This window comes from Duganella rivi, assembly GCF_009857435.1.
GTDB classification, from domain to species: Bacteria; Pseudomonadota; Gammaproteobacteria; order Burkholderiales; family Burkholderiaceae_D; genus Rugamonas; species Rugamonas rivi.
Genome location: NZ_WWCK01000005.1, coordinates 568710 through 585632 on the forward strand (window position 1 = coordinate 568710; position 16923 = coordinate 585632).

Annotated in this window: 16 protein-coding genes and 1 pseudogene; 5 read left to right on the forward strand and 12 right to left on the reverse strand. The window is 57.7% G+C overall.

The annotated features are described in order from the left end of the window. Window positions 1–46: 46 nt before the first annotated feature. A complete protein-coding gene (locus GTP45_RS18670) occupies window positions 47–376 on the forward strand; it encodes a hypothetical protein (protein WP_161015376.1) in 330 nt (109 codons plus the stop codon). Here GTP45_RS18670 and GTP45_RS18675 read toward each other — a convergent pair. Genes GTP45_RS18675 through GTP45_RS18680 form a run of 3 tightly spaced genes read right to left on the reverse strand, consistent with a single transcriptional unit; the run spans window position 369 to window position 3398 of the window. Next, a complete protein-coding gene (locus GTP45_RS18675) occupies window positions 369–2282 on the reverse strand; it encodes a putative bifunctional diguanylate cyclase/phosphodiesterase (protein ID WP_229258528.1) in 1914 nt (637 codons plus the stop codon). The two genes, GTP45_RS18670 and GTP45_RS18675, sit on opposite strands and share 8 nt — an antisense overlap. Continuing rightward, entirely contained in the window at window positions 2194–2859 is a 666-nt protein-coding gene (locus GTP45_RS28770; RefSeq protein WP_229258529.1) for a hypothetical protein, read from the reverse strand. The genes GTP45_RS18675 and GTP45_RS28770 overlap by 89 nt, the downstream gene beginning before the upstream one ends. Continuing rightward, window positions 2793–3398 (reverse strand): LysE/ArgO family amino acid transporter, encoded by a 606-nt coding sequence (locus tag GTP45_RS18680; RefSeq protein WP_161015377.1) that lies wholly within the window; start codon window positions 3396–3398, stop codon window positions 2793–2795. Before GTP45_RS18680 ends, GTP45_RS28770 begins: the two co-directional genes overlap by 67 nt. 87 nt (window positions 3399–3485) lie before the next feature. Between GTP45_RS18680 and GTP45_RS18685 the strand changes: the two genes are divergently transcribed. After that, on the forward strand, window positions 3486–4376 hold the full coding sequence (locus tag GTP45_RS18685; protein WP_161015378.1) for a LysR family transcriptional regulator ArgP: 891 nt from the start codon (window positions 3486–3488) through the stop codon (window positions 4374–4376). On the opposite strand, the gene GTP45_RS18690 is transcribed toward GTP45_RS18685, so the two are convergent. The 3 genes from GTP45_RS18690 to GTP45_RS18700 are packed head-to-tail and all read right to left on the reverse strand — an operon-like array spanning window position 4345 to window position 6475. After that, window positions 4345–4998 carry a lysoplasmalogenase gene (locus tag GTP45_RS18690; RefSeq protein ID WP_161015379.1) on the reverse strand — a complete coding sequence of 218 codons (654 nt, stop codon included), beginning with the start codon at window positions 4996–4998 and terminating at the stop codon, window positions 4345–4347. The genes GTP45_RS18685 and GTP45_RS18690 overlap by 32 nt on opposite strands. After that, the gene (locus tag GTP45_RS18695; protein ID WP_161015380.1) at window positions 4995–6089 is read right to left on the reverse strand and encodes a class I SAM-dependent methyltransferase; all 1095 of its coding nucleotides are present in this window, start codon (window positions 6087–6089) and stop codon (window positions 4995–4997) included. Before GTP45_RS18695 ends, GTP45_RS18690 begins: the two co-directional genes overlap by 4 nt. Window positions 6090–6109: 20 nt before the next feature. Further along, window positions 6110–6475, reverse strand: a complete 366-nt coding sequence (locus tag GTP45_RS18700; RefSeq protein ID WP_161015381.1) for a DUF5710 domain-containing protein — start codon at window positions 6473–6475, stop codon at window positions 6110–6112. A 48-nt stretch (window positions 6476–6523) separates the two neighbouring features. Between GTP45_RS18700 and GTP45_RS18705 the strand changes: the two genes are divergently transcribed. Beyond that, window positions 6524–7165, forward strand: coding sequence for a hypothetical protein (locus GTP45_RS18705; protein WP_161015382.1), 642 nt, complete (start codon window positions 6524–6526; stop codon window positions 7163–7165). Between the two features lie 5 nt (window positions 7166–7170). Here GTP45_RS18705 and GTP45_RS18710 read toward each other — a convergent pair whose 3' ends face one another. Further along, a complete protein-coding gene (locus GTP45_RS18710; RefSeq protein ID WP_161015383.1) occupies window positions 7171–8277 on the reverse strand; it encodes a Gfo/Idh/MocA family protein in 1107 nt (368 codons plus the stop codon). A 175-nt stretch (window positions 8278–8452) separates the two neighbouring features. Between GTP45_RS18710 and GTP45_RS18715 the strand changes: the two genes are divergently transcribed. Next, window positions 8453–10444, forward strand: a complete 1992-nt coding sequence (locus tag GTP45_RS18715) for a sensor histidine kinase (RefSeq protein WP_161015384.1) — start codon at window positions 8453–8455, stop codon at window positions 10442–10444. Continuing rightward, on the forward strand, window positions 10441–11166 hold the full coding sequence (locus GTP45_RS18720; RefSeq protein WP_161015385.1) for a substrate-binding periplasmic protein: 726 nt from the start codon (window positions 10441–10443) through the stop codon (window positions 11164–11166). The genes GTP45_RS18715 and GTP45_RS18720 overlap by 4 nt, the downstream gene beginning before the upstream one ends. Here the strand turns inward: GTP45_RS18720 and GTP45_RS18725 are convergent. From GTP45_RS18725 to rpoD, 5 genes and pseudogenes are all read right to left on the reverse strand, one after another. Further along, the gene (locus tag GTP45_RS18725) at window positions 11135–11476 is read right to left on the reverse strand and encodes an excisionase family DNA-binding protein (RefSeq protein ID WP_161015386.1); all 342 of its coding nucleotides are present in this window, start codon (window positions 11474–11476) and stop codon (window positions 11135–11137) included. The two genes, GTP45_RS18720 and GTP45_RS18725, sit on opposite strands and share 32 nt — an antisense overlap. A gap of 7 nt (window positions 11477–11483) precedes the next feature. Further along, the gene (locus GTP45_RS18730) at window positions 11484–11804 is read right to left on the reverse strand and encodes a type II toxin-antitoxin system RelE/ParE family toxin (RefSeq protein WP_229258530.1); all 321 of its coding nucleotides are present in this window, start codon (window positions 11802–11804) and stop codon (window positions 11484–11486) included. Window positions 11805–12247: 443 nt separating this feature from the next. Continuing rightward, window positions 12248–12571: pseudogene (locus GTP45_RS18735) on the reverse strand (helix-turn-helix domain-containing protein); the annotation flags it as partial. Window positions 12572–12637: 66 nt separating this feature from the next. Continuing rightward, the gene (locus GTP45_RS18740) at window positions 12638–13639 is read right to left on the reverse strand and encodes a hypothetical protein (protein ID WP_161015387.1); all 1002 of its coding nucleotides are present in this window, start codon (window positions 13637–13639) and stop codon (window positions 12638–12640) included. A gap of 849 nt (window positions 13640–14488) precedes the next feature. Further along, a complete protein-coding gene (gene rpoD / locus GTP45_RS18745) occupies window positions 14489–16732 on the reverse strand; it encodes an RNA polymerase sigma factor RpoD (protein WP_161015388.1) in 2244 nt (747 codons plus the stop codon). Window positions 16733–16923 lie beyond the last annotated feature (191 nt).

Genomic DNA, 16923 nt, shown 5'->3' on the forward strand with positions numbered 1-16923 from the left:
ATGACGCGACGGTGACATCTTGATGACACTGAAGTAAGATGGCCGCATGATGCGCCTAATTGGACTCTTCTTAGCAGCTATTCTGGCCCTGCCCGCGCAGGCCATCGAGCGCCCGTTCCCGGCCAATATCTTGCGCGGCAAGTTCACGCCGGGCTATTTCCCCGATATCACGCTGGACGGCAAAGCGCGCAAGTTGTCGCCCGCTGCGCGCATTTTCAACGAAGATAACCGCATCGAGCTGCCGGCTGCCGTGCGCGGCAAGGACATCGTGGTCAATTACACGGTAGATGCCATGGGCTATATCGACCGCATCTGGATCCTCACCGCCGACGAGGCGGCGCAGAAAGTGCCCACCGCCGCCGACCTCGCTAAATAGCGAAATCGCCGTGCGGCGCCGGCGCCATGCTGATGCGCTGGTCAGCAAAGCGCAACAGTTCGGCCGGCGGGATCGGCCGCGAGATGTGGTAGCCCTGCAAGTAGTGGCAGCCCATCTTTTCCAGGATGGCCGCCTGCCCGGCCGTCTCCACGCCCTCCGCCACCAGTTGCAGCCCGAGGCTGTGGCCCATGGCAATGATGGCGTGCACTAGATTGTTGCTGCGCTCGCTGTGCTCGATGTCCATCACGAAGGCGCGGTCGATTTTCAGGGTGTTGAGGTGGAACTGGGTCAGGTAGCTGAGCGAGGAATAGCCGGTGCCGAAGTCATCCAGCGAAATGCCCACGCCCAGCGCCCTCAACTGCCCCAGCACGGCTTGGACGTTGGCGGCGTCCTCGATCAGCACGCGCTCGGTCAGCTCCAGTTCCAGCTGATGCGGCGCCAGGTCGTTGCGGATCAGCGCCTGCGACACCAGCTTGACGAAGCCGGGATCGGCCAGCTGCCACGCGGAGACGTTGATGCTGATGGTAACGTCGTCCAGCGTGCCCTGCTTCCACGCGCCCATTTGCCGGCAAGCCTGTTCCAACACCCAAGTGCCAAGCTCGATAATCATGCCGCTGTCTTCCGCCACCGGGATGAAGCGGTCGGGCGGCACCGGGCCCAGCAGGGAACTATGCCAGCGCAGCAGCGCTTCCACCTTGGTCAGCTTGCCGGTGTGGGCGTTGGTGATGGCCTGGTAGACCAGGTGGAACTCGTTGGCCTCGATGGCACCGCGCAGTGCGCCGTCGATCACCAGGCCGTCCTTGGCGGCGGCGTTCATGGCGTCGTAGAACACGCGCTGCTCGGCGCGGCCGGCTTTCTTGGCCTCGTACATGGCGATGTCGGCGTTGCGGATCAGGGTTTCGCTATCGCTGCCGTGATTCGGATAGCAGGCGATGCCAACGCTGGCCGAGGCGCTGATGGTGTGGTAGGACAACTCGAAGCCCTTGCGCATGGCATTGATGATGGCAACCGCGCAATCCACGCCCATCTGCGCGGCGCTGCCCGGCGGCAAGTCGGGAATGACGACGATGAATTCGTCGCCGCCGAAGCGGGCCAGCACGTCCTGCGGCCGCAACAGGCCGTGCAGGCGGTTGGCGGCGGTGCGCAGCAACTCGTCGCCGGCGGCATGGCCGAAGGAATCGTTGACCCGCTTGAATTTGTCGAGGTCGATGAACAGCACGGCGCATTCGCGGCCGTCGGCGGCGGCTTGTTCCAGCGCCTGCGTCAGCCGGGCCGTCAGCGCGTAGCGGTTGAAGAAGCCGGTGATGGAATCGATGCGGGCGGCCTGGTACAGCAAGTCATCCTTCTTTTTGCGCTCGCTGATGTCCAGCAGCTGGACCAGGCAGTACAAGCGGCCACGCTCGATGTACGGCGAGCCGAGCAGCTCGACCGGCAGACTGTTGCCGTTCCGCAATCGCATGACGGCGGTATCGGCGATCGGATATTGCACGCCCTCGGCCTCAAAACGGCGGAAATATTGGTCGGCCATGTCGCGCGTGAGGTGGGGCAGCAAGTCGCAGACATGGAGGCCGATCAGCTCTTGCGCGGTGTTAAAACCGAGCAATCTTGCACAGCGTTCATTGGCGACGTGGACGTAGCCGCGCCGGTCGCGGATCAGGAAACCATGGCTGAGGCTGTCGATGGTGCGGGCGTAACGTTGCTGGATTTCATCTTGCACCGCATACACCAGTCCCAGCATCGACAGTACTTTTAGACAACCGCTGCCGATGAACCACGCGACGTAGACCTCGGTTTGGAAGGTGGCCGCGATAATCAAATTAAAACCGCCACGCAGCATTAAAGTCAGGCCCAGTATCCGATAACGATGCTCCACGGCGAATAATCGCAAACCGGCCCAAAACATCATCAGCCCTATTCCCAAGGCGCTGCCGGGAACCAGCCAGCTGCCATTGGTATTCCATAGCAAGGAGAATATCAGGCCGCCGGATATAATCCCTGGAATCAACAATCGCATATGCATAGAACGCAATTTCCCGATAAAGAATTGCGTGCCGGCCCAATAACCGGCCATGCCTATCGCCAAGGAAAATCCGCAGAAATAAAAGCGCCATGGAATCGGTAATAAAAAATCCCCCAGCAGCCAAACCGCGCTGCCGCTCATTACCGCCAATTGACCTATACCCCAGAATAGCGCATGCTTTTCTTTGCGCTGCATAAGCCAAAGAAAAATCAATATGGCGCTCAATATGGCATCGGCGGAAAACTCTACCGCCATCGCGGTGAGATAGCTCTGGTCTGCGCTCATCGATCTCCGGCGCCAGGGGGCGCTGTTCAAGGTGACTAGCACCATTGTACGGCGATCCCGGCCTTTTCATGCTAAAAATTGGCACGTACCTACCAGTTTTTAGCTTGTGTGCTACAGAAACAGGGAGATTGCCAAGGTCCACATGACGACCGCGATAATCGCATCCAAAATCCGCCATGCCGCCGGCTTGGAAAATACCGGCGTCAAATAGCGCGCTCCCAGGCCTAAACTGCTAAACCATATGACGGACGCCAACATTGCGCCCAAGGCAAAATACAACCGTCCATTTCCCGCTTGCTGGCCGCCGATCGAACCTAATAACACCACGGTATCCAGATAAACATGGGGATTTAACAGGCTGAATGCCAGCATGGCAGCAATTACCGCGCGCCGATCCGGCGCAGCATTATTTTGATCCGTAATCAGGGCCGAAGGATTTAATGCCGAACGCGCGGCGCGCAAGCCGTACCAGAATAAAAAACCGGCGCCGGCAATTTTTATCCAGAATAACAAGGACGGCGCACCGGTAATTAATTGGCCCATACCGGCTACGCCGGCGGCAATGAGCACGACGTCGCAGATAATGCAGATCGCAATGCAGGTGATAACAAACTCGCGTTTTAAAGCCTGCCTAAGCAAATAAGCATTTTGTGAACCAATAGCAACTATCAAGCTGCCGCCCAAGCCAATGCCTTTCAAAAAAGCGGTGACTTCCATGACCTTCTCCGTGCAAAAAAACGCCAGATTACGGCCCGCACGGAGATAAGTATAATTAATCTTATTTGCCAAATATTAGGTACGCTAATGAGCCGCGTAGACTACCGTGGACTGGCGGCGCTGGACGCCGTGATTGATTATGGCAGTTTTGATAAGGCTGCCGCCGCGCTGGCGATCACCCAATCGGCAGTGTCGCAGCGCATCCGCATGCTGGAAAACAGCGCCGGCGAGCTGCTGATCGTGCGCAGCCAGCCGCCCTCCCCGACCGAAGCGGGCCAGCGCCTGATCGCCCATTACCGCCAAGTTCGGCTGCTGGAATTGGCGCTGGACAAGCGTCCCGGCGATGCCGACGCGCGGCCGGAAATTGCCATCGCCATCAACGCCGACAGTGCCGCCACTTGGTTGCAGGAAGCACTCACCCCGCTGATGAGCAGCGGCGATTGCATGCTGCAAATCCGCCTGGACGACCAAGACCACACGTTAAGCATGCTGCGCGAAGGCCGGGTGTTCGGCTGCGTGACCAGCGAAACCGCCCAAGTAGCGGGCACCACCGTCACGCCGCTGGGCGTAATGCGCTATTTTTGCGTCGCCAGCCCGGCGTTTGCAGCCCGCTGGTTTCCGGATGGCATGACGGCGCAGGCAGTCCAGCAAGCGCCGGTGATGAATTTCGATCGCAAGGACATGCTGCAAACCCGTTTTATCGCCCAGCACACCGGCTACAGCGGGCGCTATCCGCATCACACCCTGTCCAGTTCGGACGGTTTCGTGCGCTTTGTCGAGGCCGGATTTGGCTACGGCATGCTGCCGATCCAGCAATGCGGACGGCAATTGGAGGAAGGCAAGCTCATCGACCTCGCGCCCGGCCAGTGGCTGGATATACCCCTGATGTGGCATATGTGGGACATCCAAACCCCGTTTACGCGTGCTTTGTCTGACAACTTGATCGCTACTGCGCGTAAGTGGCTGATTCAAACTTAACCGACAGCGCGATCAAATACAGCGCCGCGTAGTAGCTGCCCAGTACCAGCAGCGTCGAAGCGGGCACCGGTGCGTGGAATTTGTTGTAGGCCAAGGTGGTGTCGGAAATCAGGAAGGCAATGCCGCCGCAAGCCGCCAGCCGACCATCCACCGTGCCGAGGCTGAGCGCGCGCGACACCGCCTGCGCCGTCATCGCCACCAGGCACAGCATGTAGGCCAGCACCGGCAATTGCAGACCCGGCCCCACGCCCGGCCACAGCACCAGCAGATTGGCGACGCTCAGCGCCAGCAGCAGGATCAGCGGTAAACGCTTGCCGAACAGGGGCGCATCTCGCGTGAACGCCCGCAAAAAGAACAAATGCGCGATCAGGAAACTTGCCAGCCCCAACTCGAAACCGAAGCGCATCGGCAGCATCAGGAATACATCGCCGCACAGCGACAGCAGCAGCGCCGCCAAGATGGCCTTGCGGTACAGCGGCTGTACGGTGGTGACGCGCCACACCATGGCCCACACCAGGATCGTGGTCAGCGGCTTGAAAATGTAGTGCAGCCAGATGGCGTCGCCGCCCAGCGTGGAGCCCAGAATTGCCAGCAAGGCCGACGCCAAAATTGCCAAACTCATGCACTTCCTCCAGTCATGGCATGCAAATCCGCGCGGGCGCGGGCTTCCCACGCGTCAGCATCGGGCTGATGCAGGTAGCGCGCTTCCGACGCCGGCTGCGCCATCTGCGGGCCGATACGCTGGTAAATCATCACACTGGTCCACGACAAGGTGCCCGGCGCATGCGATTGCAGCAGCCGGAACGCCGGATGCTTGATCGGATAGGTGGTGGTGCTGACCAGCGCGCCTTCCGGCAACTCGCGCGCCAGCTTGTCGCTGATGGCGTCCATCAGCGGGCCGAAGCAGGTGCTGTACAGGAACACGAGGCCGGCGCCACGCACGTCGACCTTGAACATATCGTTTTCAAGGAACAGGATGCGCGAGCCCAAGTCCAGCAGGTGGCGGCCATTGGCCATCACGCCGGACGGCAGTTGCAGCGGGGTTTCCAAGGTCAGCGGCTCGGGCAAGGCTTCCAACCCTTGCCGCGCCAAGGTCAGCAGGCGCACCAGCCGCTCCTGCGCCAAGCGGTGGCGGTAGTTGAGCAACTCCACGCCGATACAGCGGGTGAACGGCAGCGTCAGCGCAGCAGTCATCACCACTTTGCCGAGACCACTGCCGAGATCCACCATCACGCCGCCCGGCGGCAGGAAAGGCTTGATGGCGTCGAAGTAGTTTTCCAGCTCAAAACGCTGCATTTCGCCGTAGATCAGGCCGCCTTCCTGGATCAGCCAATCGCGCACTTCAGCGTCGCTAATCTCTTCCAGCTGGCGGAAACCGGGCAGCGGCGCCAGCTTGGGAAGCATGCCCATCGGCATGATACTGGCTGGCAGCGTGCCGATCATCACGCTAAGGTGCGGGCGCAGGCGTTCCAGCAAGTAATCGTGGCGCGCCGGTTTTTCCAAGCAGGCACGCAGCGCGAAGCCGATTTCCAGGAATGGCAGGAAGGGAGAATCCGGCGTCAACTCCAGCGTCGGGCGGGCGTGGGCCTCGCCGCCCTGCACGCTTTGGAACAGCGCTTCGAAAATATCGGCGGGCTGCCGGACGCGCTGCACCGGAACGGTGGGGCGATTCTCGGTGCGGAAAGTGGCGGCTTGCAGGGTCGTGCTATCCATTGCACGAGGATAATAGAAGCCTATGCTGGCCGCAATGGCTTTAGCATTTTTGCAACATCATCGTAGTGGCCCTGCCAGCCGGAGCTGGCCAGCTTGGGCGCGCACTCGGGGCACACCTCGAACGGATCGCAGTTATGCGGCAACTCCAGGTAATAGCGGCCGATCACCGGCTTGCCGGCGTAGGAATCGGTCATTACCGGGCGCGACTTGAGCGAAGGCTTGGCCACGGCCGGCACGAAGTCGGCGCCGCCCGGCGGCAGCCAGCGTTCGAAGGCTTCGACCGGCTTGCCATCCGGCACGTACCATGACTTGCGCTCGTTATTCCAGCGTGCGCCCAGCGCCTTGGCTTCTTCTTTTTCCGCGAACGGCACCTTTAAAAACATCATCTTGTATCACTCCTTGCTGCGAGAGTGCCATTATCGGACAATATCGCCATGCCTACCATAGAACCACTGACCCTCACGCTGGCCGAACTGGCCGAGCGCTGGAACATGAGCCCGCAGCAAGTGCTGGAATCCCCGCACGCGCTGCCCATGTATTTTTACTTCGACGGACTGGTGTTCGACTTCAACGACAAGTGGCACCGCGCCAACGGCGACGCCAGCGTGCTGCAAACGCTAGAGCAGCACAAGTCGCGCTTGTCCACCCTGGAAATCGATCTGCAGCGCCAAACCATGCACAAGCGCGGCTTGCTCAAGCTGACGCAGTGGGAGGAAGCGCTCAGCGACGAGGAGATGCAAGAGCAGCAAGCGGAAGCGGATCGCCTGACCGAGGAAATCCCGCAGCTGAGCGAACAGCTCAAGCAGCGCCGCGATGAACGCCAGCGCCGCGTGCGCAACGGCTTGCTGCGCGCCGCGCCACGCACGGTGAGCGAAATCGCCAAGCACGGCCAAGTCCGTTTCCCGCAATTCGCCTACATGCCGCATGCGCCGAACCAGGCCGAGAGCGAACACGCCATCGCCGCCGGTGCGGTGGTTGCGCTGGAGGACGGCTTCCCGCTGAAAGAATTCCTCACGGTAGCCGACCTGGTTGCAGCGATGGTCGATGTGCGCCTGGCCGAAGACGGCGCCGCCTAAGCTGGCTACGCCAGCGCGATGCGCTTCTGCTCGCGCGCCGAGCGGTACACCGCCTCGATGATGCGGATATCGCGCAAGCCCTCTTCGCCCGCGACGATAGGCTCCTTGTTGTTGAGGATGCACAGCGACAGGTGGTCTAGCTGGCCGGCCCACTGCGTCAGGCCCGGCCCCGGCGGCGGCGTGATCTGGTTGCTGCGGTCTTGCCCGACCCACAGCTTGTTGCCGTCGTAGCGCGTGCCCGGCTCCATATCGATGCGGCCCTTGTCGCCCACCAGCAGTATGTGGTTCTGGTTGGCGCTGTACATCGACATGCACGAGCCGATCACGCCCGATGGGAATTCCAGCTGGAACTCGATCATATCCTCCACTTCGCGGAAGCGCGGATCGTTGCGGTCGGTAGTTTCCTTGGCGTAGACGGCGATCGGTTCTTCGCCCGTCATGTAGCGCGCCGCGTTGAGCGCGTAGATGCCGATATCCATCAGCGAACCGCCGCCCGACATGGCTTTCTTCAAGCGCCATGCATTCGGATTGCCGGCCGTGAAGCCGTGCTCGGAGCGGAAGTAGCGCAGCTTGCCGATCGCGCCGGAACGGGCAAAGCGCACGGCTTCCAGGTTGTGCGCTTCGAAGTGGCAGCGGTAGCCGATCATCAGCTTCTTGCCGGCCTTTTTGCAGGCGGCGATCATGGCTTCGCATTCGGCCGACGAGACCGCCATCGGCTTCTCGCACATCACATGTTTGCCGGCTGCGGCGGCGCGGATGGTGTACTCGGCGTGCATGGACACTGGCAGGCAGACGTAGACGATGTCGATGTCCGGGTTGTCCTTGATGGCGTCGAAATTCTTGTAGTCGTAAATGCTGCGCTCCGGCACGCCGTACTCGGCCGCCACGCGCTTGGCCTTGGCCGGGTCGCCGCTGACCAGCGCCACCAGCTTGCTGTGCTGGCAGTTCTTGAACTGCGGGATGATGATCCCCAGCCCATAGCCGCCCAGTCCGACAATCGCGTATCCGAGCTTGCGTCCCGGCGTGGCGGCCAGCACCGGCAAACCTACGGCCGATGCCGTGATAGCGCTACCAGCAGCAAGTACAAGATTGCGTCGATTTATATTCATCATGCCCGTCTCCTTATTGGTTTCAGCCTGCGAATGGCAATTTTAGTATAAGCACAAGGTTGCGGCGCATCCTGCTGCGCAAAAATCACGGAAATGAAACATCACCAAACATCACTTGTCCAAGGCAAGCGAGCTTATGGGATACTGACCGGGCAGCAGCATGCTGTGGAGGCAGCCCATGACCGAGTCCGAAGTTCATGTTTCAGGCACCCTGAGCGACGCCGATGACGCAGAAGCCCAGCTGCAAACGCTGCGCGAATGCCTGATGGCGCACGAGCTCACGCACTTCACCGGCACGCTGCAATACTTGGCCACCTGCACGCTCAACGCCTCGCAGGCGCTGGAACTGGCCGCCTTCCAATTGCTGTCGCGCGCAGCCGACGTCAACCAGCCCGCCGACGATATCCTGATTGCTGCACGCGACTTGCAGCTGCAAGCGCAGACCGCCCAGCACCCCTTGGCCCAGGCCGCCGCCCTGCGCGCGCTGCACTGGGTGCAGATGCGCATCCGCCTGCATCACGCCGCGCTCGATAGCCTGGCCAAGGCGGCCGAACTGTACGAGCGCTGCGACCTGCCCGCGCTGGCCGTGCAGACGCGGGCGGCGCGTTGCCGCGTCATGCTCAGCGCCGAGATGCACGAGGAGCTGCACGCGTTCTGCGACGATATGCTGTCGCAGCCGGAAACGCTGACGCCATCCATCCACACCATGCTGCTCGATTACTCGGCCTCGTCGTCCTACTACCTCGCACTGGAAAATATCGACCGTCCCGAGGCCGAACCGCACTGGAACGATTGCGCGCTGCGGCGCGGGCAAGTGCTGCACATGGCGCGCGATCACGGGCTGCGTTCGCAGGAGTGCCTGGCGCTGCTGAACCTGTCCATTGTTTGCGCTACCCGCGAACAGGCCGATGACTGCCGCCACTACATGCAGCAACTGCACGCGGCATTCGGGCACGAGGGCTACTGGGAACCGTGGCTGCAATTGTGCGTGGTGCTGATGCAATGCGTGGAAGGCGAGCGCACGCAGGCGTGGCAAGCGCTGCTGGATTACGATGCATGGCTGGAAAGCGACGCGCTCAATAGCTCGCGCCTGCGCGACATCAGCCTGATGGCGATCCGCCGCTACGGACGCCGCTGGGGCCACCTTGAACAGGCGCTGCAAGCATGCATGGCGCAGGTCGCCAACGAGCGCCGGCACAAGCGCGAGCTGACCAATTCGCTCGGTGCGACACTGAACGCGGTGATGGAGCGGCCGCAGCTGCTGTATCAAAACGCGCTGCTGGCGCAGCATGGCACGGTGCTGGAAAACTCGCTCATGCAGCGCAACCAGGAACTGAAGCAGGCGCACGATCAGCTGGAGCAGAAAGTACGCGAGCGCAGCGCCGAACTGGCACAGGCACTGCAATCGCTGATGCGGCAGGAGAAGCAGTTGGGCTTGTCGCGGCTGGTGGTCGGCATGGCGCATGAACTGAATACGCCGCTGGGCAATGCCCGCGTGGCGGCCAGCGCCATCACCGAGCGCGCGGCCGAATTGCAGCAGAGCCTGGATGATGGTTCGCTGCGGCGCAGCCAGTTGGCCGGCTTGCTGGAGAGCGTCACGCAAGGCGGCGATTTGGTCGAACGGGCGCTGGTGCAGATTAGCGAGTTGGTGGAGCGGTTCAAGGGCTTATCGGTGCATCCGTCGCAGGAGAGCCGCAGCTACTTCGATCTTAGCGAGCGGCTGCACTTCTTCCGCAATAGCTGGGCGCGCACCTTGAAATCGCGCAGCATCCGCATGACGCTGGTGACGCCGGAAACCTTGTGGCTGCAAGGCTATCCGGGCGCATGCCAGATCGTATTCCAGCACCTGCTCGACAACTGCATGCAGCATGCGTTTAAAGAGCAGCGTCAGGGGGCGATCATGGTATCGGTCGAGGCGCTGGAAGGCGCCGTGCAGGTGCGCTGGGAAGACGACGGCATCGGCATCGCGGCCGATCAATTGGCGCAAGTGTTCGATCCGTTCTACACCACGCAATTGGGAACGACCGGCATGGGCCTCGGGCTGGCCAGCGTGCACAGCATGATCGTCAACCTGATGCGCGGCGAGGTCACGCTGGAAAGTACACCCGGCCACGGCACCCGCGTTCTGCTGCGCCTGCCAATAGAAGGAGGTCCGACAGGATGCAATTGAAGCGACGATTAATGCTGATGATGATGCTGTGCACGCTGCCGGCAATGGCGGCGGAGCCACTGAAGCTCATGGTAGGCGACATGGCCCCGTATTCGATGGCGTCCGGCGTGGCCGGGCCGGGATCGATGGTGGAAATCACCCAGGCGCTGGCGCGGCGCATGGGGATACCGGTGGAAGTGCAGTTCTATCCATGGTCGCGGGCGCTGGTGATGGTCTCGCTGGCGCCGCGCACACTGGTGCTGCCGCTGACGCGCACCGCCGAGCGCGAGAACAAATACCGCTGGCTGCTGAAACTCTACCGGCAAACCTTCATCTTCGTCGGCCAGCAAGGCAATCCGCAATTGAGTGATCCGGCGCGCCTGCTGCATGCGCGGCTGGTGGTCTTGCGCGGCACGCCGCACAAGCAACTGCTGCTCGACGCCGGCTATACCGACATCTCCGAGTGCGCGACCATCCGCGAATGTATCCGCATGGTTAAAAAAGGCATCGCCGAGGCCAGCTTCGGCGCCGAGGACACCCACCGCAGCGCGGCCCGCATGGACGGCAACAAGGCCGCCGAGTTCAGCTACAGCCCGGTGTTCCGCCAGGACGACGTCTGGCTGGCCGGCTCGCTCGACTTCACCGAAGAAGAGGCCCGGAAATGGCGCACCACCATGGAAACCCTGCGCACCGACGGCACCATCGGGCGCATCATGCACAAGTATGGCGCGGTAGGGAATTAACTCCCCGCAGAGATTTCTTAAACGATTTCAAATCCGCGGTGGCAAAGAGCTGGTTCCGGCCCATCTCTTTAGCAGCCGTAATCCTTCCGTGAGCCACGTATCGACGGAATGTAGACATCGACACGCCCAGATACTCGGCCGCCTCCGCTGCAGTGAATGTCGCTCCAGCCAAGTGACCGAATACCTCTTCATGTGAGAAATTCTGGACTTGCAGGCTCGGTTCCGCGAGCAATGCAAAAAATTTCGCACGCTCGCCAGGCGACAATTGGGTAAAGTTTTTATAAACAACTTCTGCGGTAATGCGGCTCATACAGGCCTCACGATTTCAGGTACTTCTTCAGGGCAGCATAGAAATTCTCGTGCGTTCCCATCTGGTAAAAATCAATAAACAGTAACTCAGCATCAATTCCCTCAGCCTTGAGCTCCTCATCCGTTGGCGGGCGGTAGGCCATCAGGTACTGCTGGCGTTTGTGTGCAAACTTATAGACCCAAATACCCTTGAGGTCGCCGACCTTCGCCTCGCCAATGAAGGGATCAGCACAGACCACTTCAACCACATCCTCAATCACGAGTTGGAATGCTCTGGGCTGTTTTCTTACAAACTTTTCGAAGGGAGGTTTGTAGTTCGGCCTCATCATCTGATCTCTTATTTTACCAAATATGAGTACATATGATGTCACACCACGGAGAACGCTTTATTGAGGCAAAACAAAAAAGGACTTAGGTTTGCACCTAAGTCCTTGATTTGTATTTGGTAGGCCCTCGCGGAGTCGAACCGCGCACCAAAGGATTATGAGTCCGCAAGATACGCCTCCTGAAACCCGCATTCCATCGTCAAAAACCGACTAAATTATTGATTTTTAATGATTTTTACTTACCACTGTTTGCCATTGTTTGCCGTGAATTTCCACTGAATTGTAGCCTAATTTGTAGCCTAAAATTCGTCCATTCTTGTACACTAGTACCGACAGTTCTAATTTAGAAAACACCAAAAGCACGTCTATCCACGTGAATTTGAGTGTCTTTGTGTACAAGTTGTTCGTTTGTGAGCAGGATTGACCCGGTCGATTTGACCCTCCCTCCATGTCCTGGCGAACGCCGCGACCCTGTCGTAAGACCCCTCGAACCCCAATTCTTTTAGGTCCTCATGGATCTGCTTTAGCGTGCGTCGCTGCTTCCGCGATCGTGCCGCTTCGGTCTTGAGCATTGCCGAAAGTTGGAAAGCGTATTGGTCGATGGCGCGTTTGGAGCGCCGCTCAGCGTAGGCAGGCTCTATGGTTTCTGAGCGCAGATAGCGCCGAACGGTGTTTCGTGAGATGCCTAAACGCCTGGCGATCTCTCTTAATGGGACCTGGTCTCGAATATGCCAGCGTCGAATAATGCCTAGTAATGCCACGTCGATCACTCCAAATCCCCGCTCAATGTCGTGAGCAGGATTGTGTCTTATACGTGGGTCAGATTCGTTTGCAAATTACACGGTAAAGTGGGTCAGATTTCGCTGCAAATCAACACATTCTTTCAATGTAGCTTTCAATTGATCCTTTTCAGAAGCAAATCCTTTTCCATTAGACTTAATCACAGCAACCACCCTTGCGATATCTGATTCATTATCTAATCTAAAAGAGGGATTTTTTAAAATGGATTTAACCCTACGTCCTACGTCTGCATTATAAAAAACGGGATAATAAAACTCAATTGATTGATAATAAGCCAAAAATTGCAATAACGGCATTCGTGCAGCTGACCTAGCATACCAAAATAAATCTATAGGCGCACCTTCATAAAAACTCCTAGGAAATTCAAGCGGCACTTCATGTTCCTGCGGACGAGCGTATTTTCTTTTTTGCTGCCTTCTAACAAGTGATAAATAAATATTTCTTTGGACATCGATGGCAAAAAATAATGAGTCAGAATATTTTTTTAGAATATCTATGGCCTGCTGATTTGTTTTAACACCCGAATTGGAAATTTCAATACTAATACCTAAGTTATCTGGTTGAGTCAAAGTCCTCACCTCAACACTTGTCTTTTTTAACTTTATAATAATACCATCAGAAGAATCTGATTCCAATACTACCCCTCTATTTAAAGAGGACTGTGGGAACAAACCAAGATTTTTTCTAATGACACGATATGCTCCCACTGTGGATGATGGCGCAGTAATCACCGCCTCAATTATGTCTGATCCGTATGAAACTATTGCTGCATAGTTCCCCACTAAGGTGTAGTCTTCAAAATTTATGCTGTGAAACGTTTTGATATCATCTAAGTCGTATAAAACAATGTCTTTGGTGTCGCGTCCAGCAGGGAAATGAATTCGGACGTCGATATCAAAATCTTCTTTTGATGACTTATCCGAATATTTGATATTTTTTGCATCACAGCGTCGCTTAATATCTTCAATTAATAAAACTGCAGACTCGAAATCTTTTTCGTAATCATCAAAGTCATTTGATGGATCGTCGTTTCCCATTATTCACTTTCAAAATTTAAGAAGCAAAGAGAACATCTATTTATTATTTCTGGAGGGGTATTTTGCTAGTTAATTTTGCCATGTATGAGGCAAGATTCACAGCTGAAAGTGCGTATGTGTCATAGATTCATTCTGCAAATTCCTTGTGTATCGTAGAAGATATCCAGCAGTATACGTTTTAGTAATGAAATCAGAAGTTGAACAGATCATCAACATTATTGGGCAAAAAAAAACCGCTTCATGTAAGTGAAGCGGTTTTTTATTTTTTGGTAGGCCTCCCGTGAGTCGAACACGGCACCAACGGATTCTGGTTTGTGTGACTTTCGCCACTCCCTGGACTATGCCTTCACCGTAGCTTACGCCTTAGGTGGGTGCCGTCTAGTCTCTACACCTTCAACAGCACTTTCGTACTGGAGCTTGGCTCGGCATTGCCATACGCATTGCTGCACTTAGGTTTCACCGAATTTGACACCATCCCTTACGTAGTTTCCCCTCGCAAGGCACATTTACATATGAGTCCGCTGCTCTAACCAAGCATGAGCTAGAGGCCCGAAACTTTACTTCCAACAGCACAAGAACCAATGCCGTTGAATATTAATACTATTTCCACGCCAACTGAATGAAATTAGACCATTCGTCAGGATCTCAGAATTATACCAAAGCGAACATCTGCAAAAGCAACTGTAGCCTAATTTGTAGCCTAAAATCAATTACTCGATCGTAAGTTATTGATTTTAAACAACTTTTTTCCTCTCGGCAGAGAGTTATGAGTCCTCTGCTCTAACCAAGCATGAGCTAAGGGCCCGAAGAACACGGGAGCATATAGGCTCCCCTACCCTCAGTCAAGCCTTAGTTACCTTCCAGGAAACTCTTCAGCTTGTCCGAACGGCTCGGGTGACGCAGCTTGCGCAGGGCTTTGGCTTCGATCTGGCGGATGCGCTCGCGCGTCACGTCAAACTGTTTGCCCACCTCTTCCAGCGTGTGGTCGGTCGACATTTCGATACCGAAACGCATGCGCAGCACTTTGGCTTCGCGCGGCGTCAGGGAATCAAGCACGTCTTTCACCACGCCGCGCATCGAGGCATGCAGGGCCGCGTCGGACGGCGCCAGGGTGTTGTTGTCCTCGATGAAGTCGCCCAGATGCGAATCGTCGTCGTCGCCAATTGGCGTCTCCATCGATATCGGTTCCTTGGCGATCTTCATGATCTTGCGGATCTTGTCCTCTGGCATTTCCATCTTGATGGCCAGCGTGGCTGGATCCGGCTCTGCGCCCGTTTCTTGCAGGATTTGGCGCGAGATGCGGTTCATCTTGTTGATGGTCTCGATCATGTGCACCGGGATACGGATGGTGCGCGCCTGGTCGGCGATCGAGCGGGTGATGGCCTGACGAATCCACCACGTTGCATAGGTCGAGAACTTGTAGCCGCGGCGGTATTCAAACTTGTCCACCGCCTTCATCAGGCCGATGTTGCCTTCCTGGATCAGGTCGAGGAATTGCAGACCACGGTTGGTGTATTTCTTCGCAATCGAAATTACCAGGCGCAAGTTGGCCTCGGTCATTTCGCGCTTGGCCTTGCGCGCCTTCATTTCACCAGCCGCCATTTGACGGTTGATGTTGCGCAAGTCCGGCAGCGGCAGCACCACGCGCGCTTGCAGGTCGATCAGGCGCTGTTGCAGCTCTTTAATGGTCGGGATGTTACGGCCGAGGATCGCGCTGTAAGCGTGACCGGCCGCCACTTCGCCATCCACCCATTCCAGGTTGGTTTCGTTGCCTGGGAAGACTTTGATGAAGTGAGCGCGCGGCATGCCGCACTTGTTCACGGCCACGTCGAGGATTTGCTTCTCGATATGGCGCACTTCGTCCACCTGGCCGCGCAGGGTGTCGCACAGCTTCTCGACCACTTTGGCGGTGAAGCGAATGCCGAGCAGCTCTGCCGAGATCGCTTCCTGCGCTTTGACGTAGGCCTTGGAGTTGTAGCCTTCTTTCTCGAAGGCGCGGCGCATCTTGTCGAATTGCAGGGAGATGACGTCGAATTTTTCCAGCGAAGCGTTTTTCATCGCTTCCAGCTGTTCGGCCGAGTAGCCGGCCGCAGCGCCCGATGGGCTGGCCTCTTCCTCTTCCTCTTCTTCCTCTTCTTCCTCGTCCTCTTCTTCCTCGTCTTCATCGGAGGAAGCAGCGGCCGGGGCCGGTGCGGCGTCTTCGTTTTCGTCGACCAGGCCGTCGACGATTTCATCGATCTTGATTTCGTCGGCGCGGATGCGGTCGGAGGCGGCGATGATTTCAGCAATCGTCACCGGGCAGGCGGAAATCGCCTGGATCATGTCTTTCAGGCCGTCTTCGATGCGCTTGGCGATTTCGATCTCGCCCTCGCGGGTCAGCAGCTCGACCGAGCCCATTTCGCGCATGTACATGCGGACTGGGTCGGTGGTACGGCCGAAATCGGAGTCGACGGTGGACAGCGCCGCTTCGGCAGCAGCCTCGGCCTCGTCATCGCTGGTGACGGTGGCAACATTGTCGGACAGCAGCAGCGTCTCGGCATCGGGCGCGTGCTCGTAGACGGCAATGCCCATGTCGTTGAAGGTGCCGATGATGCCTTCGATCGCTTCCGGGTCAACGATGTTGTCCGGCAAGTGGTCGTTGATCTCGGCGTAGGTCAGGAAGCCGCGTTCCTTACCGAACTTGATCAGGGTTTTGAGTTTTTGACGACGGCGCTCGAGTTCTTCCTCGGTCGCTTCCGTGTCCGACGAGAAGGCGTCCTTGAGCAAGGCCTTTTCCTTGGCCTTGCGGTCTTTGGCCTTGGCCTTGTCGACGGCCTTGAGTTCGGCGCGTTCGACCGCGTTGAGCGCGGCAACTTCGTCGTTCTCAGGCTGGAATTCTTTGGGTTTGCGCCCGCGCCGGCCCGGCACTTTGACCGAAGGCAGCACGTAACCCGAGGTGTCAATCGCGGCCAATGCAGCAGCGTCCGTGGTCTGGTTGACCGCAGGCGGTTGGCTGGCTACGCGCGTCTCCGGCTTATCCGCAGTTTTCGCGGATTTTGCGCTTACTTTAGTCGGCTTTGCAGCCGCTTTGGATTCAGGTTTCTTGATTGGCACAGGCGCTTTCGATTACGGATAAAGTTTCGATCCTTCTGGGATCACTACGTCTTCGAACTTGCCGACTACACAAGTCCGACAATACTACGACTTACTTACACCTGGGTCAGGCCGACCGAGTCTTATAGAATTCCAAGGAATTCTACTGCATCAGACACGTGCGTGGGGGCAAGAAACCGTGACTCGGTTAG